The organism is Pseudomonas gingeri, assembly GCF_013385635.1.
Lineage (GTDB): Bacteria > Pseudomonadota > Gammaproteobacteria > Pseudomonadales > Pseudomonadaceae > Aquipseudomonas > Aquipseudomonas gingeri_A.
The window spans coordinates 219,479-240,426 of sequence record NZ_JACAPR010000014.1 but is presented as its reverse complement, the minus strand read 5'-3'; the positions used below and the strand labels follow the sequence as shown (position 1 = coordinate 240,426).

The 20,948-nt window shown below is 61.2% G+C and carries 15 protein-coding genes and 2 tRNA genes; 3 read left to right on the top strand and 14 right to left on the bottom strand.

What is annotated here, in order from left to right:
- Positions 1–39: 39 nt before the first annotated feature.
- A complete protein-coding gene (locus HX851_RS22065) occupies positions 40–4,008 on the top strand; it encodes a dermonecrotic toxin domain-containing protein (protein ID WP_177064513.1) in 3,969 nt (1,322 codons plus the stop codon).
- A 12-nt stretch (positions 4,009–4,020) separates the two neighbouring features.
- On the opposite strand, the gene dnaB is transcribed toward HX851_RS22065, so the two are convergent.
- From dnaB to rnr, 7 genes are all read right to left on the bottom strand, one after another.
- A complete protein-coding gene (dnaB, locus tag HX851_RS22060; protein WP_177062737.1) occupies positions 4,021–5,418 on the bottom strand; it encodes a replicative DNA helicase in 1,398 nt (465 codons plus the stop codon).
- 115 nt (positions 5,419–5,533) lie between these two features.
- Positions 5,534–5,980, bottom strand: a complete 447-nt coding sequence (gene rplI, locus HX851_RS22055; RefSeq protein WP_017125059.1) for a 50S ribosomal protein L9 — start codon at positions 5,978–5,980, stop codon at positions 5,534–5,536.
- Between the two features lie 19 nt (positions 5,981–5,999).
- Positions 6,000–6,890, bottom strand: a complete 891-nt coding sequence (locus HX851_RS22050; RefSeq protein ID WP_177062738.1) for a YybS family protein — start codon at positions 6,888–6,890, stop codon at positions 6,000–6,002.
- Between the two features lie 36 nt (positions 6,891–6,926).
- Positions 6,927–7,157, bottom strand: a complete 231-nt coding sequence (rpsR, locus tag HX851_RS22045; RefSeq protein ID WP_002551829.1) for a 30S ribosomal protein S18 — start codon at positions 7,155–7,157, stop codon at positions 6,927–6,929.
- 28 nt (positions 7,158–7,185) lie between these two features.
- The gene (gene rpsF / locus HX851_RS22040; RefSeq protein ID WP_008035342.1) at positions 7,186–7,608 is read right to left on the bottom strand and encodes a 30S ribosomal protein S6; all 423 of its coding nucleotides are present in this window, start codon (positions 7,606–7,608) and stop codon (positions 7,186–7,188) included.
- 348 nt (positions 7,609–7,956) lie between these two features.
- Positions 7,957–8,718: a 23S rRNA (guanosine(2251)-2'-O)-methyltransferase RlmB gene (gene rlmB, locus HX851_RS22035; protein ID WP_177062739.1), complete on the bottom strand. Its 762-nt coding sequence runs from the start codon at positions 8,716–8,718 to the stop codon at positions 7,957–7,959.
- The gene (gene rnr, locus HX851_RS22030) at positions 8,715–11,321 is read right to left on the bottom strand and encodes a ribonuclease R (RefSeq protein ID WP_177064511.1); all 2,607 of its coding nucleotides are present in this window, start codon (positions 11,319–11,321) and stop codon (positions 8,715–8,717) included. Before rnr ends, rlmB begins: the two co-directional genes overlap by 4 nt.
- 224 nt (positions 11,322–11,545) lie before the next feature.
- Between rnr and HX851_RS22025 the strand changes: the two genes are divergently transcribed.
- A tRNA-Leu gene (locus HX851_RS22025) sits at positions 11,546–11,632 on the top strand.
- Between the two features lie 213 nt (positions 11,633–11,845).
- Positions 11,846–11,932, top strand: a tRNA-Leu gene (locus HX851_RS22020).
- Between the two features lie 328 nt (positions 11,933–12,260).
- Here the strand turns inward: HX851_RS22020 and HX851_RS22015 are convergent.
- From HX851_RS22015 to hfq, 7 genes are all read right to left on the bottom strand, one after another.
- Positions 12,261–14,195 carry a methyl-accepting chemotaxis protein gene (locus HX851_RS22015; RefSeq protein ID WP_177064509.1) on the bottom strand — a complete coding sequence of 645 codons (1,935 nt, stop codon included), beginning with the start codon at positions 14,193–14,195 and terminating at the stop codon, positions 12,261–12,263.
- Between the two features lie 140 nt (positions 14,196–14,335).
- Positions 14,336–15,628, bottom strand: a complete 1,293-nt coding sequence (locus tag HX851_RS22010) for an adenylosuccinate synthase (protein ID WP_177062742.1) — start codon at positions 15,626–15,628, stop codon at positions 14,336–14,338.
- 54 nt (positions 15,629–15,682) lie between these two features.
- Entirely contained in the window at positions 15,683–16,870 is a 1,188-nt protein-coding gene (locus HX851_RS22005; protein WP_177064507.1) for an ATP phosphoribosyltransferase regulatory subunit, read from the bottom strand.
- 300 nt (positions 16,871–17,170) lie between these two features.
- On the bottom strand, positions 17,171–18,040 hold the full coding sequence (gene hflC / locus HX851_RS22000; RefSeq protein WP_017133325.1) for a protease modulator HflC: 870 nt from the start codon (positions 18,038–18,040) through the stop codon (positions 17,171–17,173).
- Positions 18,040–19,209 carry an FtsH protease activity modulator HflK gene (gene hflK, locus HX851_RS21995; RefSeq protein WP_177062744.1) on the bottom strand — a complete coding sequence of 390 codons (1,170 nt, stop codon included), beginning with the start codon at positions 19,207–19,209 and terminating at the stop codon, positions 18,040–18,042. The genes hflC and hflK overlap by 1 nt, the downstream gene beginning before the upstream one ends.
- A 96-nt stretch (positions 19,210–19,305) precedes the next feature.
- The gene (hflX, locus tag HX851_RS21990) at positions 19,306–20,607 is read right to left on the bottom strand and encodes a ribosome rescue GTPase HflX (RefSeq protein WP_177062745.1); all 1,302 of its coding nucleotides are present in this window, start codon (positions 20,605–20,607) and stop codon (positions 19,306–19,308) included.
- A 12-nt stretch (positions 20,608–20,619) separates the two neighbouring features.
- Positions 20,620–20,880, bottom strand: coding sequence for an RNA chaperone Hfq (gene hfq, locus HX851_RS21985; RefSeq protein ID WP_010221594.1), 261 nt, complete (start codon positions 20,878–20,880; stop codon positions 20,620–20,622).
- Positions 20,881–20,948: the final 68 nt, after the last annotated feature.

The following is a 20,948-nucleotide window of genomic DNA, read 5'->3' as shown; positions in this document are numbered from 1 at the left end:
TCCTGGTCACCCAACGCCAAACCGACAACGAGTCCCTCCATGCACACCACACAAGAACAAAACGCTCACAGGACCCTGCCCCACTACAGGTTCATCAGGTCCCGCTTGCCGGCGTGGATAAAAAACGCGACAGCCAGTCAACGCGCCAACCTGCGCTCGGCCTTGCTGAAAAGCAATCTCTCCGGGCTTCTGGTCGCAAACATCCTGGACCCGCTCAAAAGCATCGAAGTCTTTGCCGAACCGATCCTGGAGCTGGAGATCAGGAGCCGTGCCCCCGACCTCACCGACATGCAAGCCGCCACCCTGGTCATCCGCAGGAAAAAGCACAACCTGCTGGGCCTGCTGCCCATCTACGATACCGGCCCCGAGCATTCTCTCCTGGAAGCGGCGCTGTACAACTTCGAAGACAGGGAAACCTACGACAGCGCTTTCGAAAGCGGCTCGGCCATCTATTGCTCGGGGAAAAGCCAGGGCCTCGAAAGCGCACTTAAACCCGGGGTATTCGCCCACTATTGCCGCAGTCTCGACCTCGGCCGGGAATATCATCGACACCTCAAGCAGATACTGGATTTCGACCGCCCGGCTGATGAGTTGCTGATCTTCGCCAGCAAGCGCGAGCACTTCGTACGCCATGAGCAGAATCGCTTCGAGGTCCTGCTGCACATGGCAATCTTGCAGAAAACCATCCAGCCCAAGTGTCGGGATCGGCTGAAACACTTCCTCTCCCCCCTCAGTCAAAGAGCCGGCAAACTCCCGCTGTTCCATCAGGTGAAGTTTCTGGATATCCCATTGCCCGGCGTCATTCACTTCGCCTCCGACCCGGACGACAACACCGGACATTGTGCCCTCTACTTTCCTCAACACCCCGAATCCGCGCTTCAGGAATATCCTTCGCTGGCCGAGCTCCAGGATCAGTACCTCAAGCGCCTGCTCTCGGCGGACTTCCGACAGTTGATCAGCCGGCTCATGCCGATTGACCATCAGGGCAACCTGCTGGCGACAAAAATCGCCAAAGCCGCCAGCGGACGCTCGCCTGCGCAACTGCGCGGCCTGATCAGCCTTGCCAGGATTGACGGCGACCTGTTCGAGGAGATCCATGGGCAGCGACTGCAACACCTGGAAAGCGACGTCGGCAGGCTGGCCACGCCCAGCGCGCAGGCCAATGCCATCCGCCGCGAACAACTGCTGAATGAATACCAGAGCGCGCGCCAGGACCTGCTGTCCACCCTGAAAGGCCTTGTTCCCCGATTCCGGCAGAGCCTGTTGAGGCCGCCAGGCAGCCAGCTCGTCGCCACGGTCTATCAGGACTGGTTTACCTGGAGCCCCGAGGAAGTGAACGCCGGGCTGATCCATTTGCTGAATGTCGCCGAGTCGATGACAACCCGTCAGGCAGCCGGCGCACCAGACGGGTTGCCCGAGTTGATCCGCGTGCGGTTTCAGGGCCGCACGCGCCTGTGGAAGCCTGACCTCGGACCTTACCAGTTGGCGATCAGGCCGCCGGACCAGCATTGGCTAGCGAACTCGCCGGGCCTGTATTCATGGGCCCGGGCCACCGCCCTGAAACTGGACCGGCAGTATTACAAGGTCGAGCAACATGCCGACAGCGACCACTGGCATATCGTACTGACGGATTATCCAGGCGCCTATGCGCCCCCCTTGCGGCACAACGGTGTCGGCGCCTGGCGGACGATCCACGAGAAGGTCTCGACCTGGTCGAAACAAAAATTGATCGCACGCCTGGGGCCACATGCCGAAGGGCTGTCCGAATCGCTTGCGGACGCCGCCCTGACGCTCAGCGGCACAAGCCTTGACACCCTGCGCCATATTCACCACTACAGTCGTCGAACACCGCCCCTGCTGCTCGACAGTCTCAAGCGCCTGTGGGTATTCCAGGAAATCCACTACTTCGATCTCGACCAGGCCAAGGGCAACACGGCCTCCCGGCTGTCTCCCAGGATCCAGGCCTATCTGCTGACCAGGCTGCCGGGCTGGCCCGGGCACAAGGCGCTGGAAGTGTTGCGCAAGGGCTCCCAGGTGCTTGCCCAGTATGGCGCGGGCTTGACTCCGGTGAGCATTTCCGAGGAGCAGTGGGTGAGCGGAAAGCTGCTCAACGAGGTACTCAAGGCGCTCGATCAGGAAGAAATCGATGGGCTGCTGGAGAGCAGTGCTGCCCATTCCGATCAACTGAGCCAATTGGCGCTGAATCTGGTGGCCCAGGCGCAACTGAAACGCCTGGCCCTGTTCGAGCACCTGTATAGCGAGACCGAACAACCCGAGACACCCTCGCAACGACGGATACATCAGGAATACCCCGAGCTGCCCAGCAGTCATCTGGCCGATGCCATTTTCTCATTGGACGCGCAGGAGCAAGGCGAACCCGCAACGCTGCCGGTACTGAGCCTGGAGATTGAGCGGGCCCTGGAGCAGGTGCGGATCTCACGGGTATTCGAGGGCCTCTGTCCCGGTTGGCCGCACGCCCAGCAAAGTGATCGACTGGCCTTTTCACTGCTGGAAACCCTGGATGGTTGGCCACAGGATATTCGTCTCGAACTGTGGGACCCCGATATCGATACCGCCACCGCCCTGGAAGCCATCGGCGAGCACGACAGTCTGACCTACCGGCGACTGAAGAAAACGGGCGACTTCTACCTGCTGCAGGACCGGCAGAGCAAGACGCTGTCCGGTCCCCATGACCTGTACACGGGTGCCTGGCTGGCGATGCCAAAACTCACGCAACAAGCCCTGCATCGTGAATATAACGTCAGCCTGAGCGAAACACGGGCGGCGCCGGATCTGCAACAGGCACTCTTCTGGCAAGCCTCGACACTGCGCAGCCAGACGCCGGCTGTGCGCGCGGTACCAGACAAGCACGCGTCATGCGCCACCCTTGCACTGCCGGAAAGTTTCGCCGTACGCGGAACCATCGTGTCCGGCCTGGACCTGCGCGACGGCGGCATCTACTGGAATCTCCACGACAAGCCTCTCGCCGGCCATGCCCACTTGCACTACATCCGGGCCGGCGGCCGCTACTACCCGGTCCGGCAGGCCCCCGAAGGCTGGCGACTTCTGAACGCGAGCAATCCCTACAGTTTTTATCAGCCGTTGCTACAGCGCAAAGCGGATGGCGAGTGGGGCGTGCGAGCCGCGGAACCCTGCGGGTTCCCGGGGACAGGCACCCTGCAGGTCCAGGCAGAACCCGGTGCAACGTCAGGCCAACCTGACGACAAGCGCTTCACGTCGGATGAACGACAGCGCATGCGCAGCCGCAAGTCCTATCGATCCCATTTGAATTCGCCGATCACCTACGATCGTGTCGACAACGGCCGCTACCCCTTGCGTGATCTGGACGGTTATCCCGTGACCGTTGTCGCTCTCCATTACGACAGGACCGAAGGCAGCCGCCAGTCAGAGGCACGCGCCCGTAAGATCCTCCCCTATCTGCAGGCGCAAGGCCATGAACAGGTCGCCCGGCTCTACGAAGACAAGTTGGAAATCATGCGGTTCGAGCACGATGACATGCGTACAGCGCAGGAAGAGCATCTGGTCGGGAGGTACGCGGTTTCAGCCAGGCGATATCTCGGGCGCGGTGAAATACTCGGGGTTTACGGCGGCATGCTGATTCCGCTGATCGTCAGCCATCATCGCCGGGACCCGTTCGCCATCCCGGTCCGGCGGGACGCAACGCTGCAACTGCTGCGCTTTCGCGACGGTCGACCGGAACCGGCAGCCCCCTGCCTGTCGGGCGATAACATCCTGTCGAGAATCAACACGATCTACGAATACAGCAACGGCGTGCCCATCCGGCAAGCCAGGGACGGCTACAACGTGGAGTCCGTTGCTTTCGCGGTCGACGTCAAGGGCAGTGATGGCATCATCGAGAAAAACCGCTACTTCATCACGGCCTTGTTCACCAACCAGGCCATCTACGACTTCGCCGAGCTGCGTCTGAATCACGGCCACACACGGGAGCAGATCCAGACACTGGAGGCTTTACTCTCCAATCGCTAGGGCTTGGCGCCCTTACTCGTCATCGTCGAAGTTGTAACTGCCCGGCGCCAGGTTCTCGAAGCGCGTGTACTTGCCGATAAAGGCCAGGCGGATAAAGCCGATCGGCCCGTTCCGCTGCTTGCCGATGATGATCTCGGCGATGCCCTTGTGTTCGGTTTCCGGGTGATAGACCTCATCGCGGTACACGAACATGATCACGTCGGCGTCCTGCTCGATCGCTCCGGATTCACGCAAGTCGGAGTTCACCGGGCGCTTGTTCGGCCGTTGCTCCAGGGAGCGGTTGAGCTGGGACAGGGCCACCACCGGGCAGTTGAATTCCTTGGCCAGGGCCTTGAGGGACCGGGAAATCTCGGAAATCTCGTTGGTCCGGTTGTCGCCGCTGGAGCCGGGGATCTGCATCAACTGCAGGTAGTCGATCATGATCAGGGCGATATCGCCGTGCTCGCGCACCAGGCGCCGGGTCCGCGCGCGCATTTCCGACGGGCTGATACCGGCGGTATCGTCGATGAACAGCTTGCGGTCGTTGAGCAGGTTGACCGCCGAGGTCAGGCGCGGCCAGTCGTCGTCTTCCAGGCGACCGGCACGGACCTTGGTCTGGTCGATCCGCCCCAGCGAGGAAAGCATACGCATGATCAGCGATTCGCCTGGCATCTCGAGGGAGTACACCAGCACCGCCTTGTCACTGCGCAGCACCGCGTTTTCCACCAGGTTCATGGCGAAGGTGGTCTTGCCCATCGACGGACGGCCGGCGACGATGATCAGGTCGGACGGTTGCAGGCCGCTGGTCTTCTCGTCGAGGTCGGTGTAGCCGGTGGACAGGCCGGTGATGGCGTTGTCGGTGTTGAACAGCGTATCGATGCGGTCGATGGCCTTGGTCAGCAGATCGTTGACGCTCACCGGGCCACCGGTCTTGGGCCGCGCTTCGGCGATCTGGAAGATCTGCCGCTCGGCTTCGTCGAGGATCTCGGCGGCGGTGCGGCCTTCCGGGTTGAAGGCGCTATCGGCAATCTCGGTGCTGATACCGATCAGCTGACGCAACGTTGCCCGTTCACGAACGATCTGCGCATAGGCCTTGATGTTGGCGACGGATGGCGTGTTTTTCGCCAGCTCGCCCAGATAACCGAGGCCGCCGACCTGCGAGGTCTGACCTTCCTTGTCCAATTGCTCGGCCAGGGTGACGACGTCGATCGGCATGTTCTGATCGGCCAGTTTGGCGATCGCACGGAAAATCAGGCGGTGGTCATGTCGATAGAAATCACCGTCCGACACCTGGTCAAGCACGCGTTCCCAGGCGTTGTTGTCCAGCATCAGGCCACCGAGCACGGCCTGTTCGGCCTCGATGGAATGCGGTGGCACCTTCAGGGCAGCGGTTTGCAGATCGTATTGCTCGGGAGCGGAGATATCGTTCATGGCCACTTGAAATCAGATGGTGAGTGCAGAAAAACAAAGGGCACGACCTGAATGAACAGAGTCGTGCCCGATGTTAACCGCCTGGCGGGCAAGCCGCCAGACGATCGAGTGCTGCTTAAGCAGCCACCACAACAACGCGTACGGTTGCTTCGACTTCGGCGTGCAGGTGCACGGCCACGTCGAATTCGCCAACGTTGCGGATGGTGCCGTTCGGCAGACGCACTTCGCTTTTTGCCACTTCAACGCCGGAGGCGGTCAGGGCATCGGCGATGTCGTGGGTGCCGATCGAACCGAACAGCTTGCCTTCGTCACCGGCGGTGGCAGTGATGGTCACTTCCAGCTCAGCCAGTTGGGCGGCGCGCGATTCAGCCGAAGCTTTCTTGTCTGCTGCGGCTTTTTCCAGCTCGGCACGACGCTCTTCGAACGCAGCCAGGTTGGCAGCGGTCGCAGCGGTGGCTTTGCCGAAAGGCAGCAGGTAGTTACGGCCGTAACCAGCCTTAACGTTTACCTTATCGCCCAGGTTGCCCAGGTTGGCGATTTTTTCCAGAAGGATCAGTTGCATGTGGAAATCCTCTTAACTTTTAACCTTCACCGTTCGCGTTATCGGCGTCTTTCGACGCGAGACGACCGCGAAAATCAATCAGGCTGTCGACAATGGCCAGAACCACGAGCAACGGACCGAGCAAGTGCATGAAAGGCAACAACGTCACGTATATCCCCACCAGCCAGAAAGCAGCCAGTCGTTTCTGCGCCACCAGCCCGTGAATCAGGGCCAGACCGGCGAAGACCAGCGGTACGCCGCACAACGGCAACAGGATCAGTGCGTGCAGCCCGAAAAACGGAGCCACACACATGACGGCCAGCAGCGACAGCGCCACGTTCTTCGGCAGTCGGATGGCGCGAAACTCGCGACCGAAACCACCGGGGTTATACAACAACGCCTGCCAATAGCGCCCAAGAATCAGGCACAGCACGCTAAAGACCTGCAACGAAATCGCTGTCGAGATGATCATCAGCGGAACGGTCAGGGCAGTGAGAAACGCCTTCTGGTCTGCCGAGAGTTTCTCGTAGACCTCACCCATCGCCAGCGGCAGGACGTGTTCGAACGTCTGCGCCAGTGACTCGATGAAGGAACTGAACAGCGTTCCCAGGCTCACCGCACACAACAATCCCACGGCCATGCTGCATAGCAGCACGCGGTTCCAGGTATGCCCGGCGCGCAGAACCAACGCCAGGCTGCAAGCCCCGAACAGCACCAGAAGCGCCGTCGGGTCTTTCAGGAAATGCCAGCTCAACAGCACTGACAGCAACCCGATACCCAGGACGCTCAAGGCGTCCGAACCACGCCGCAGGAGCACAAGGCATCCAGCGGCGGCACTCAACCAGAACAACAGCGGCAATGCCGCGGATCCGGCCACAACCAACGTGGCCTGCACACGTCCCCGCATGATGAAGTCAGCTAAGGCACGCATGCATTCAATCCCTTACTACTTGTCGACTGCCCGGTCTCAGCGGCCGTGGCTGTCGGTGTAGGCCAGCAGGGCCAGGAAGCGGGCGCGCTTGATAGCGGTGGCCAGCTGACGCTGATAACGAGCTTTGGTACCGGTGATACGGCTTGGAACGATTTTGCCGGTTTCGGATACGTAGGCTTTCAGGGTGTTGAGATCTTTGTAATCGATCTCTTTCACGTCTTCAGCGGTGAAGCGGCAGAATTTACGACGACGGAAGAAACGTGCCATGTAATTGGCTCCTCAAAAGGTCCGTGGATTACTCGTCAGCGTTATCGCTGTTGTCGCTGTCATCACCATCAACGCCTTCGGCGTCGGAGTGCTCAGGACGGTCGCGACGCTCACGGCGCTCACTGCGGTTTTCTTCAGCCTTGAGCATCTCGGATTGGCCGGTGACGGCTTCTTCGCGACGGATGACCAGGTTACGGATCACAGCATCGTTGTAGCGGAAGTTGTCTTCCAGCTCGGCCAGAGCCTTGCCGGTGCACTCAACGTTCAGCATCACGTAGTGAGCCTTGTGAACATTGTTGATTGCGTAGGCCAGTTGACGACGGCCCCAATCTTCCAGACGGTGGATTTTGCCGCCGTCTTCTTCGATCAGCTTGGTGTAACGCTCAACCATGCCGCCGACTTGCTCGCTTTGATCCGGGTGGACCAAAAAGATAATTTCGTAATGACGCATGAATGCTCCTTACGGGTTGTAGCCTGCCGCTCAAAAGCGGTCAGACAAGGAGTGAATGACACTGGTGTGTCTTGCCTTCGAGTAGGCACAAATGCGCCAGCCATCACGGCAAGGGGCGCAATTGTAGAGAAGGGGGGCGAGGGGCGCAAGACAATTGGTGATTATTTGAACAGTCCGGCGCAAGTCGCGCCCCCTGTGGGAGTCCATGCGGCCCTGTGGGAGTCCATGGAACCCTGTGGGAGCCGGCTTGCCGGCGATGTCGTCCGGAGGGGCACCTCAAGACTTGAGGGCCTCATCGCTGGCAAGCCAGCTCCTACACAAGCCAGCTCCCAGAAGGCTTTGCGCTCATCAGGCTTTTTTGCTGGAGGCCTTGACGCTGCGCTGGCGCAGCGCTTCGAACAGGCACACACCGGTGGCCACGGAGACGTTCAAACTGCTGACGCTGCCGGCCATCGGCAGTTTCACCAGATAGTCGCAGTGCTCGCGAGTCAGGCGACGCATGCCCTTGCCTTCGGCGCCCATGATCAGGATCGTCGGGCCTGTCAGGTCCTGCTGATACAGCTCCTGCTCGGCTTCGCCGGCCGTACCGACCACCCACAGACCGCGCTGCTGGAGCTTTTCCAGGGTACGCGCCAGGTTGGTCACGGCCACCAGCGGAATCACTTCCGCGGCGCCACAGGCGACCTTGCGCACGGCCGGCGTCAGGGTCGCGGACTTGTCCTTCGGCACCACCACCGCCAGCGCACCCGCCGCATCGGCGGTACGCAGGCAGGCACCGAGGTTGTGCGGGTCGGTCACACCATCGAGCACCAGGATCAACGGTGCACCTTCGGTGCGATCCAGCAGTTCGTCGAGCATGGCCTCGCCCCAGACCTGGCTCGGACTGACGTCCGCCACCACGCCCTGGTGCACGCCTTCGACCCAGGCATCCATCTCGCGACGCTCGGCCTGGCCGACGGAGACCTTGTTTTCACCAGCCAACTGCAACAAGCCCTGGACCCGCGGGTCGCTGCGACCCTCCGCCAGCCAGATCTGCTTGACGCGCTTGGGGTGATGACGCAACAACGCCTCCACGGCATGCACGCCGTAGATTTTTTCCAACTGACTCATGACTTGGCCTTAGGTTTACGCGCCCCGCCGCTTTTCGCGGGACCGGTGCCCGCCTTGGGCGGACCTTTACGATGTTTGCTCGGCTTTTCCAGGGCCGCACCGCGACCCGGCTTGCCATCGGCCTTGGCCTTGCCACCGCTTTTCGCTTCAGCCAGCAGCGCCTGCTTCATTTCGCGACTCTTGCGCACTTCAGCGTTTTTCGCGGCGGCATCGCTTGGGCGATAGGCCTCGTTCGACTTCTTCTCGGCCGTGGTACGACGCCCGGTCTTGACCGGTTCGGCGGCTTTTTCAACGGCTGCCGGAGCGCCGGTTTCAGCACCACGCTTCTTGCGGCCAATCGGCGCGCCGAGGGTTTTCTCGGCCATTTCGAAATCGATCTTGCGCTCGTCGAGATCGACGCGCATGACCTTTACCTCCACCGTGTCGCCAAGGCGGAAGCTGCGTCCGGTGCGCTCGCCCGCCAGGCGGTGATGCACAGGATCGAAGTGGTAGTAGTCACCCGGCAAGGCGGTGACGTGCACCAGGCCCTCGACGTAGATATCGGTCAGCTCGACGAACAGGCCGAAACCGGTCACGGCGGTGACCACGCCCGGGAACGACTCGCCGACACGATCCTTCATGAACTCGCACTTGAGCCAGTTCACCACGTCGCGGGTCGCTTCGTCGGCACGGCGCTCGCTCATCGAGCATTGTTCGCCCAACTGCTCCAGGACCGCCTCGTCGTATGGATAGATCCGCGCCTTCGGAATCGTCATCGCGCCGGCACGCCGCACGTGCGGAGTGTCCTGCTTCGAATGGATCACGCTGCGGATCGCACGGTGCGTCAGCAGGTCCGGGTAGCGGCGGATCGGCGAAGTGAAGTGAGTGTAGGCCTCGTAATTCAGACCGAAGTGGCCCTGGTTATCGGCGCTGTACACCGCCTGGCTCAGGGAACGCAGCATCACGGTCTGGATCAGGTGGAAATCCGGACGGCTCTGGATACTGGCCAGCAAGGCCTGGTAATCCTTCGGCGACGGACCGTCCTTGCCCTTGTGCAGGGACAGGCCCAGCTCACCGAGGAACGCCCGCAGCTTTTCCAGGCGCTCCGGCGGCGGACCGTCGTGCACCCGGTACAGGGCCGGAATCTCGTGCTTCTTGAGGAATTCGGCGGTGGCCACGTTGGCCGCCAGCATGCATTCCTCGATCAGCTTGTGGGCATCGTTGCGGGTCGTCGGACGGATTTCGGCGATCTTGCGCTCGGAGCCGAAGATGATCCGGGTTTCCTGGGTTTCGAAATCGATCGCGCCACGGGTATGACGGGCCGCCAGCAGCACCTTGTACAAGGCGTACAGCTGCTTGAGATCCGGGATCACTTCCGAATACTCGCCGCGCAGTTTCTTCGCCTCGGTGGTTTTCGGCTGTTCCAGGATCGAGCTGACCTTGTTGTAGGTCAGGCGGGCATGGGAGTGGATCACCGCTTCGTAGAACACGTAGTCGGTCATCTCGCCCTTTTTCGACAGGGTCATTTCACAGACCATGGCCAGGCGATCGACATGCGGGTTCAGCGAGCACAGGCCGTTGGACAACTCTTCCGGCAGCATCGGTACCACGCGCTCCGGGAAATACACGGAGTTGCCGCGCACCTGGGCCTCGGCGTCCAGCGCCGAACCGATCTTCACGTAGCTGGAAACGTCGGCAATCGCCACGTACAGCTTCCAGCCACCGGAGAACAGCCGCAGCTTGCCCGGGATCGCTTCGCAGTAGACCGCGTCGTCGAAATCGCGGGCATCTTCGCCGTCGATGGTGACGAACGGCAGATGGCGCAGATCGACGCGCTTCTCCTTGTCCTTCTCCTCGACGACCGGCTTGAGCTTGCTCGCCTCCTTGAGCACGGCTTCGGGCCAGACATGGGGAATATCGTAGGTGCGCAGGGCAACATCGATCTCCATGCCCGGCGCCATGTAGTTGCCCACGACTTCGACCACATCGCCCTGGGGCTGGAAGCGCGGTGTCGGCCAGTGGGTGATCTTCACCTCGACGAACTGCCCGACGCGGGCATCAGCATTGCGGCCCGGCGTGACCAGCACTTCCTGCTGGATCTTCGGATTGTCGGCCACGACAAAACCGATACCGCCTTCTTCGAAGTAACGGCCAACGATGGTTTCGTGGGCACGGGACACCACTTCGACGATGACCCCTTCACGCCGGCCACGCCGATCCAGACCGGAAACCCGCGCCAGGGCACGGTCGCCATCGAACACCAGGCGCATCTGCGCCGGGCTCATGAACAGGTCGTCGCTGCCGTCGTCCGGGATCAGGAAGCCGAAACCGTCACGGTGGCCGGCTATGCGACCGAGGATCAGGTCCAGCTTGTCCACCGGCGCGTACGTACCGCGGCGGGTGTAAATCAGTTGGGCATCGCGCTCCATGGCGCGAAGGCGGCGGCGCAGGGCCTCCAGCTGGTCTTCGGTGGTCAGACCAAACTCTTCCACCAACTGCTCGCGACTCGCCGGCGACCCGCGCTCGGAAAGGTGCGCCAGGATCAGCTCACGGCTAGGAATAGGGTTTTCGTATTTTTCCGCTTCACGAGCGGCCTCGGGATCGAGGGACTGCCAATCGGCCATTAGATAAATTTCACCTTGTCTATATGCGGGTTAGTTTGGCATACGCGTATTGAAACGGGAAATTTCAGGCACGGATGACACCCGAAAACCCCTTTGTCGGCGGCTTCAGGCGCCACTGCAGACCGTTCGCGATATTTTTTTCACTTTTTCGAACGCAGGGGTTTACAGTACAACAGAGCCTCCGTATAGTGCGCGCCATCGACGACGGAGACGTTATCGATGCTGCCCAGATGGTGAAATTGGTAGACACGCCAGCTTCAGGTGCTGGTGACCGCAAGGTCGTGGAAGTTCGAGTCTTCTTCTGGGCACCAATTCCAGACTTCAGAAATTCTGAAGTCTCTCCAGAAACCCGCGAAAGCGGGTTTTTGCGTTTCTGACCCGACGCTTTCCTCGGTCCCCCCACAAAACCGCGACCGCCGCCCTTATCCCCGATATTTGATTTATTAAAAGCAAAACAGGGGTTTACAGATCAAAACAGCCTCCGTATAGTTCGCCACATCAACAGCGGCAACGCTGAAGATGCTGCCCAGATGGTGAAATTGGTAGACACGCCAGCTTCAGGTGCTGGTGACCGCAAGGTCGTGGAAGTTCGAGTCTTCTTCTGGGCACCAATTCAAGACTTCAGAAATTCTGAAGCCCCCCAAAACCCGCGAAAGCGGGTTTTTGTGTTTCTGCCTTCTGCAATCCCTGAATACACCACGCACTGTGCAGGAGCCGGTTTCATGATCGCTCCCACGCTCCAGCGTGGCACGCCCTACGTCACAGAAACGGACGCAGAGCGTCCATAGCGGCGTTACCACGCAGAGCGTGGGAACGATCAGATACACCACATACTGTGCAGGAGCCGGCTTGCCGTCGATGGCGTCCGCAAGATCGATGCAAGACTTGCAGACCTCATCGCCGGCAAGCCGGCTCCTACAGTAATTACGGCAACCGGAATCAGGCCCGGAACTGCCCCAGGCTGGCCTTGAGCTGCGCCGCCAGGCTGTCGAGCACCTTGCCGCTGGCCGTGGTTTCCACCACCGCCTGTGCCGCACGCTCGGCCTGGGCATGAATCACCTCGACCCGCCCACGCACCGCATGCGCGCCTTCGGCCTGCTGCGCCGCTGCCTGGGTCGCCAGACCGATGGCCGCATGCACCTGCTCCACCGAGGCCTGGACCGTCTGCTGCAACTTGACGCTGTTGCGCAACACCGCCAACCCTTCGTTTGCCTGCCGCCCGGCCTGCCCGATGGCCGCCACCGCTTCGCGAGCCCCCTGCTGCAAGGCGCCGATATGCGCCTGGATATCCCCGGTGGAACTCTGGGTCTTGCTGGCCAGTGCCCGCACCTCATCCGCCACCACCGCAAAGCCGCGACCGGTCTCGCCCGCCCGCGCAGCCTCGATGGCCGCATTCAGCGCCAACAGGTTGGTCTGCTCGGCAATACCGTGGATCACCGTCAGCACCACCTCGATCTGCTCGCTCTGCCGGGCCAGCCGCTCGATCACCTGTGAGCCGGTATCGACCTGCACCGCCAAGGCCTCGATCAAACCTCCGACCTGGGCCGAGGTCCGGGTATTTTCGTCGGTAGCCTGGCGAATATCGACCACTTGCCTGAGCGCCGCTTGCATCGCCTGGCTCTCCGACTGCGCCTCATCCGCCATACGCTCCAGCGCCCGCAGACTCTGTTCCACTTCGTCACGCTGCAACTCGGCCGCCTTGTCGGCACCGGCATTGCGCAAACTCATGGCACCGATCTCGACACCGGTTCGCTGGGCCACATCTCCCGCCTCACGCACGATGGGCTGCAGCTTATCGACAAAACGATTGACCGCCGAGGCCATGTCACCGATCTCATCATTACTGTTGAGCTGGACCCGTTTGGTCAGGTCACCCTCGCCCGCCGCCAGGTCGTTCAGCGCGGCGATCAGCAGATGCAGCTTGTTGACCACCCGTCGCCCCAGCACCACCGCGAGCAACAGCAGCACGCCAAGGCCGACCAGCGCCAGGCCGAGGCCGATCCGCCAACGCAGGGTCTGCGCCGCATCCTGGACCGTGCTGGTGGTATTCACCTGCATTTGCGCAGCCGTGGACTGTGCCGACTGCAAACGCGCACGCATCGCCGTCGAACTGTCGGCCGCCGCGCCCTGCAGGCTGTCACCCACCAGCTTGTCGCTGCTGGCGATCAAGGCCGTGAACCGCTGGTCCAGGGCTTTCAGATCGGTTTCGACCGAGGCCGTCGAGACCCCCATCAGGACCTTGCCGATCTCCACGCCATTGGGATTGATCGACGCCTCGAGGTAATAGACCGAGGGATCGTTTTTCGCCGCATTCAGCACCTTGTCCAGCGCCCGCTCGCCCTGGCCTTTTTCCAGCAGGGCCTTGTTGATCGGGTTTTCTCGGTTCAGGTAACGGGTCAGATGCTCGCCATTGGCATCGTCGTACACCACGAACAACACATTCGGATTGCGCTGGGCGCGACGGGCGAATTCGGACAGGGTCGGTACGTCACTGTCCCACATCGCCCGGGGAGCGACGGAGGCGAGCAGTTGCGCCATATCGTTGGCCGAATCCTTCAGATCCTTCTCCAGGGTGGCGCGCAGCTGTGCCTGCTCATCCTTCAACCGCGAGGACAAACCGCTGGTCAGGCGCTGACGCGTGCTGGAAGAAAGACTGTCGAGGCTCGACGTCACTTCCTTGCCAGCCTGCTCCAGCTCGCCGGAGAGCTTCTGGCTATCGACACCCAGGCGACTGCCGAGATCGGCCTCAAGGGCAGTGACTGTGCTTCGGGTCAGGGCGACCGCTACCAGCACTTGCACCAAAAGGGCGATACCGAGCGTAACGAACACGGGCCGCAGTAAACGGCTTTGTAACAGCGAGAGAATGGCCGACACTGGAGACTCCTCCACTTTGGCGCCATTAATTTGATGGCACACTTTTTAGAAGATAATCACAGCAAGGGTCGTGCCGCACAACAGACAGAAACGACAAAGGACCCCAAAAGGGGCCCTTTGTGATCTACATCAACAGCTTATCAGGCGAAAGGATGACGCAGAACGATGGTTTCGTTGCGATCCGGACCTGTCGAAATAATGTCGATCGGCGCGCCGACCAACTCTTCGATGCGCTTGATGTACGCACGGGCAGCCGCCGGCAGCTCTTCCAGGGTCTTGGCACCCAGGGTCGATTCGCTCCAGCCCGGCATTTCTTCGTACACCGGCTCCAGGCCGATATAGCTGTCGGCATCGGTCGGCGCGTCGATGACCGCACCGTTTTCGTTCTTGTAACCCACGCAGATATTGATGGTTTCAAGACCGTCCAGCACGTCCAGCTTGGTCAGGCAGATGCCCGAGATGCTGTTGACGTCGATGGCGCGACGCAGGATGACGGCATCGAACCAGCCGCAACGACGAGCACGACCGGTGGTCGCACCGAACTCGTGGCCACGCTTGGCCAGGAAGGCACCGACGTCATCGAACAGCTCGGTCGGGAACGGGCCCGAACCCACGCGAGTGGTGTAGGCCTTGGTGATGCCCAGGATGTAATCCAGGTACATCGGACCCACGCCCGAACCGGTGGCGATGCCACCGGCCGTGGTGTTGGAGCTGGTGACGTACGGGTAGGTGCCGTGGTCGATATCCAGCAGCGAGCCCTGGGCGCCTTCGAACATGATGTCCTTGCCGGCGCGACGCAGGTTGTGCAGCTCGGCGGTAACGTCGAGCATCATCGGCCTGAGCAGCTCGGCGTATTCCATGCACTCGTCGAGCGTCTTCTGGAAGTCGATGGCCGGCTCTTTGTAGTAATTGACCAGGACGAAGTTGTGGTAGTCCAGCAACTCGCCCAGCTTCGCGGCAAAACGCTCGCGGTGGAACAGATCACCGATGCGCAGACCACGGCGGGCAACCTTGTCTTCGTACGCCGGGCCGATGCCGCGACCGGTGGTGCCGATCTTCAGCTCGCCACGGGCCTTCTCGCGAGCCTGGTCCAGGGCCACGTGATAGGACAGGATCAGCGGGCAGGACGGGCTGATACGCAGGCGCTCGCGCACCGGTACGCCTTTCTCTTCCAGCTTGGTGATTTCCCGCAGCAGGGCATCCGGTGCAACCACCACGCCGTTGCCGATCAGGCACTGCACGCCTTCGCGCAGCACGCCCGACGGGATCAGGTGCAAGACGGTTTTCTCGCCGTCGATCACCAGGGTATGGCCAGCATTGTGGCCGCCCTGGTAGCGCACTACGGCGGCAGCATGCTCGGTCAGCAGATCAACGATCTTGCCTTTGCCCTCATCACCCCATTGGGTGCCCAGGACTACGACATTCTTACCCATAACACTTGTCCTCATTCGCGCAAACTTGGTGCCGGCAGCCGCCGGCAGGAAAACTCAAGAAGCCAGCGGCAATACTTGCCAAAGCCCGTTCTGCAGAATCAATTGCCGGTCGCAGTCCGCTTCACGGGCGGCGGCCAATAGCTGCCCAGGCAAGGCCTGGACGACACGCTGACCCTCACTGCGCAACTGGCAGACTTGCTGCCAGAGTGCCGCATCCGCACTGTCAGGCATCCAGATACCGCCAGACGGTAGCTCGATCTCAGCACGCCCCAGGGTCACCAGGGTTTTCAAATCAGTGGAAAAGCCCGTCGCCGGGCGCGCGCGACCGAAGTCCGCGCCAATATCGTCATAACGACCGCCCTGGGCGATGGCCTGGCCGACACCGGGGACAAACACCGCGAACACCACACCGGTGTGGTAGTGGTAGCCGCGCAGCTCACCCAGGTCGAAGTACAACGGCAGGTCCGGGAAGCGCACCGACAGCCGCTCGGCAATCGCCAGCAGGTCGTCCAGCGCCGCAGTGACAGGAGCCGGAGCCCCTGCCAGGCGCACCCGCGCCGCCGCCAGCACTTCACGACCGCCGCACAGGTTGACCAGCGCGCGCAGCATCGCCGCGAGCTCGGCCGGCAGGCCTTCGGTCAGGTCGATCACTTCGTCGATGGCCTTGCGCTGCAGAGCATCGAACAGTTGCTGCTCCACTTCACCGGACAGGCCGGCCGCACGGGCCAGGCCACGGTAGATGCCGACATGCCCGAGATCCATGTGGACATCCGGCACGTCAGCCAGTTGCAGCATCGCCAGCATCAGGCTGATGACTTCGACGTCACTGCTCGGACTGGCATCGCCATACAGCTCGGCGCCCAGCTGGATCGGACTGCGCGAGGACGACAAGGCCCGCGGCTGCGCATGCAGCACACTGCCGGCGTAGCACAGGCGGCTCGGGCCTTCGCGACGCAGGGTGTGGGCGTCGATACGCGCCACCTGCGGCGTGATATCGGCACGAAAGCCCATCTGCCGGCCCGACTGCGGGTCGATCACCTTGAAGGTACGCAGGTCCAGATCCTGGCCCGCGCCGGTCAGCAAGGATTCCAGGTACTCGATATGCGGGGTGACAACGAACTCATAGCCCCAGCTCTGGAACAGATCCAACACCTGGCGGCGCGCCACTTCGATGCGCGCCGCTTCAGGCGGAAGTACTTCTTCGATGCCATCTGGCAGGAGCCAGCGGTCTACCGTTGCCATTACGCCTTTCCCCTATGATCCGGGCGGCAAGCCCACAGGCGAGCCTTGAGTGAAGCAGAAAATGGTTAACGCGCGCGCAAGAACGACGCGACGAACAGCCGCAAACCGGCTTCGCCTACCACTTTCCTCGAAAAACCTGTCGAGTCGATCAACTCGGTTTTGCCAGCCTGCCGGTTAATCAACCATGCAGACGCAAAAAAGCCGGGAATTTCCCGGCTGCCGCATCATACACACGTTTTCCGAAAGGATCACCCCGCCAGGCGTTTTAGCCGCCCGGCGGGTGTGTTGATGCGCTGTGGATCAGGGCTTGGCTTTTTCCAGGTAATGGAAGAAGTCACTGCTCGGGTCCAGGACCAGCACGTCGCTCTTGTTCGCAAAGCTTTCACGATAGGCGCGCAGGCTGCGATAGAACGCATAGAACTCCTGGTCCTGGCCGTAGGCCTTGGAATAGATGGCAGCGGCCTGGGCATCACCGTCACCGCGAGCCTCTTCGGACTGGCGATAAGCTTCAGCCAGCAGCACGCGACGCTGACGATCGGCGTCGGCACGAATGCCTTCGGCCAGTTCGTTACCCTTGGCGCGGTGCTCACGAGCCTCACGCTCACGCTCGGTGCTCATGCGCTCGAACACGCTGCGATTCACTTCCTTAGGCAGGTCGATAGCCTTGACCCGGACATCGATCACTTCGATACCCAGCTCTTTCTCGGCCATCTTGTTCAGCGAGGAGGTGATATCCGCCATCAGCGCATCACGCTCACCGGACACCACTTCATGCAGGGTGCGCTTGCCGAACTGGTCACGCAGGCCCGATTCCAGGCGGCGCGAGAGGCGTTCGTCGGCGATCTGCTTGAGACCGGAAGTCGCGGTGTAGAAACGCTCGGCGTCCTTGACCCGCCATTTGGCGTAGGCATCGACCATCACGGCTTTCTTTTCCAGCGTCAGGAAGCGCTGGGTCGGGGCATCCAGGGTCATCAGGCGGGCGTCGAACTTGCGCACCTGGTTGACGTAGGGAACCTTCACGTGAAGGCCGGGCTGGACATCCGCCTGGACCACACGACCGAATTGCAGCAGTACGGCCCGCTCGGTCTGCGACACGATATAGAAACAGTTCCAGCCGACCAGTACCACGACGACGCCAACGATCAGGGCGATCAGCGATTTATTGCTCATCAGCGGCTCTCCCTTGTGCGCGTTTGCGGCAGGTCAGTGATATGCGGCACGACATCCGTGTTGCTGGAGGCTGCGGCCGAACCGGTTACTGGCGAATTACCGCCCGAACTGTTCTGGATCATCTTGTCCAACGGCAGGTAGAGCAGGTTGCTCTGGCCATTCTTGTTGCCGGTCACGAGCACCTTGCTGGTGTTGCTGAAGACTTCCTGCATGGTGTCCAGGTACAGACGCTGGCGGGTGACTTCAGGTGCCTTGCGGTACTCGGCGACCAACTTGGTAAAGCGGTCGGCCTCACCCTTGGCGCGGGAGATCACTTCGTCGCGATAGCCGTTGGCATCCTCGAGGATACGCTGGGCCTGACCACGGGCTTCCGGGACCACGCCGTTGGCATAACCTTCGGCCTGGTTGCGCGAACGCTGCTCGTCTTCACGGGCACGGATCACGTCATCGAAGGCTTCCTGGACTTCACGGGGCGCCGCGGCGCTCTGCACGTTCACCTGGGTCACGGTGATACCGGTGCGATAGGTATCGAGGAACCGCTGCAGGCGCTCCTTGATTTCGCTGGCCATCAGCTCACGTCCCTCGGTCAGCACCTGGTCCATCGCGGTGGAACCCACCACATGGCGCAGGGCACTGTCGGTGGCCTGTTGCAGGCTGATTTCCGGCTGATCGACGTTCAGCACGAAGTCTTGCAGGTTGGTGATCTTGTACTGCACGGTCAGCGGCACTTCGACGATATTCTCGTCTTCGGTCAGCATCTGCCCCTGCTTGGTATAGGCACGCTCACGCGTGACGTTTTCCATGTACTTCTTGTCGATCGGCGGGAAATAGATATTCAGGCCCGGGCCGACTGTCTCGTAGTACTTGCCGAAGCGCAGCACCACGGCCTGCTCCTGCTCGTCCACGACATAGACCGCGCTGTACAGCCAGACAGCCGCCAGCACGACGAGACCGATGCCCAGCAGGCCGAAACCACCGCCCTTGCCGCCCGATCCACCACCGTCGTCACTGCGTTTCTTTCCGCCACCGAACAACCCGTTAAGGCTTTCCTGCAGCTTGCGGAAGGCCTCGTCGAGATCCGGCGGCCCCTTGCGGTCGCCGTTGTTACGGCGCTTGCCACCCCAAGGATCCTGATTGTTCGAGTTGCCACCCGGCTCATTCCAAGCCATAGCGCTCTCCATCTGATAAAGCAAAGACGCACCCACGGCGCGCCGACCAATGCTACAGAATGCCTGCTACAGCGGCACAACCGCTTTGTCAGGCTTTTATTGCAAAGTGTGTTGTTCGATGAACTCCGGCGGCTTCATTCCTTCGCGAGAGACCACCCGATTGAGTTCGGCCCTGGGCAAACGAACGGACAGCAGACAGGTGCCTTCTTCGTCATGTTCTTCTTTCTGAACCGCACCCAACTCGAAAAACTGTGCACGCAGTCGAGCAAAACGCTGTGGCAAGCGCAAGGTGCCGACGAACAAATCGTTGCCCAGCAACTCGGCAATCGCCTGTTCGAGCAACTCCAGGCCGACCCCGTCACGGGCTGAAAGCCATACCCGCTGCGGCTTGCCGTCCTCATCGCGCTGGATCTGCGGCTCGACACCCTCAAGCAGATCGAGTTTGTTATACACCTCGAGGATCGGCAAGTCCTGGGCGCCGATCTCGCCCAGCACCACCATCACCTGCTCGATCTGCAGCATCCGGTCCGGCTCCGCGGCATCGATCACGTGCAGCAGCAGGTCGGAGTTGCTCGACTCCTCGAGCGTAGCCCGGAAAGCCTCGACCAGCTTGTGCGGCAGATGCCGGATGAAGCCCACGGTGTCGGCCAGCACGATCGGCCCGAGGTCGTCCAGATCGAGACGGCGCAGGGTCGGGTCGAGGGTGGCGAACAACTGGTCGGCGGCATACACATCGGATTCGGTGACCGCATTGAACAACGTCGACTTGCCGGCGTTGGTATAGCCCACCAGTGACACGGTCGGGATATCGGCGCGCTTGCGCCCGCGGCGGGATTGCTCGCGCTGGCTGCGGACCTTTTCCAACCGGCCCTTGATCTGGCGCAGGCGTACCCGCAACAGGCGCCGGTCGGTTTCCAGCTGGGTTTCACCCGGGCCGCGCAGGCCGATACCGCCTTTCTGCCGCTCAAGGTGAGTCCAGCCGCGTACCAGGCGCGTGCTCATGTGCTCAAGCTGGGCCAGTTCAACCTGGAGCTTGCCTTCATGGGTGCGTGCGCGCTGGGCGAAAATATCGAGAATCAGGCCCGTACGATCAAGCACGCGACACTCGAAAGCACGTTCGAGGTTACGCTCCTGACTGGGCGTGAGGATGTGATTGAAAATCACGATATCGACCTGTTCGGCCTTGACCAGGTCGCGAAGCTCCTCGACCTTGCCAGTGCCAATCAGATACTTGGCAGTTGGCCGATGACGCGGCACGTTGAAAAACGCGACGGTCTCGGCACCTGCCGATAGTGCCAACTCCTGAAACTCCTGCGGATCTTCGCGCGCCTCAGGGTCCTGACCTTCCAAGTGAACGAGAACTGTCCGTTCACCACCACCGTGGCGCTCAAAGAACAAAGGAGACTCCTATCAGGCGTTACCTGGCTCAGCGTCGCCCTGTTCGGATTCGGTTGCGCTAGGCAGACGAATTGGACGAACCGGTACCACTGTCGAGATAGCGTGCTTGTAGACCATCTGGCTGACGGTGTTCTTCAGCAGGATCACGAACTGGTCGAAGGATTCGATCGTGCCTTGAAGTTTGATGCCGTTGACCAGATAGATGGAAACCCCAACCTTCTCTTTACGCAAGGTATTCAAGTAAGGGTCTTGTAGCGAATGCCCTTTTGACATGTGCCGCACTCCTTTAAGGATCAATAATAAAAAATGAGTAAACAGGTGGCTTATGCCGCCACTCCCCC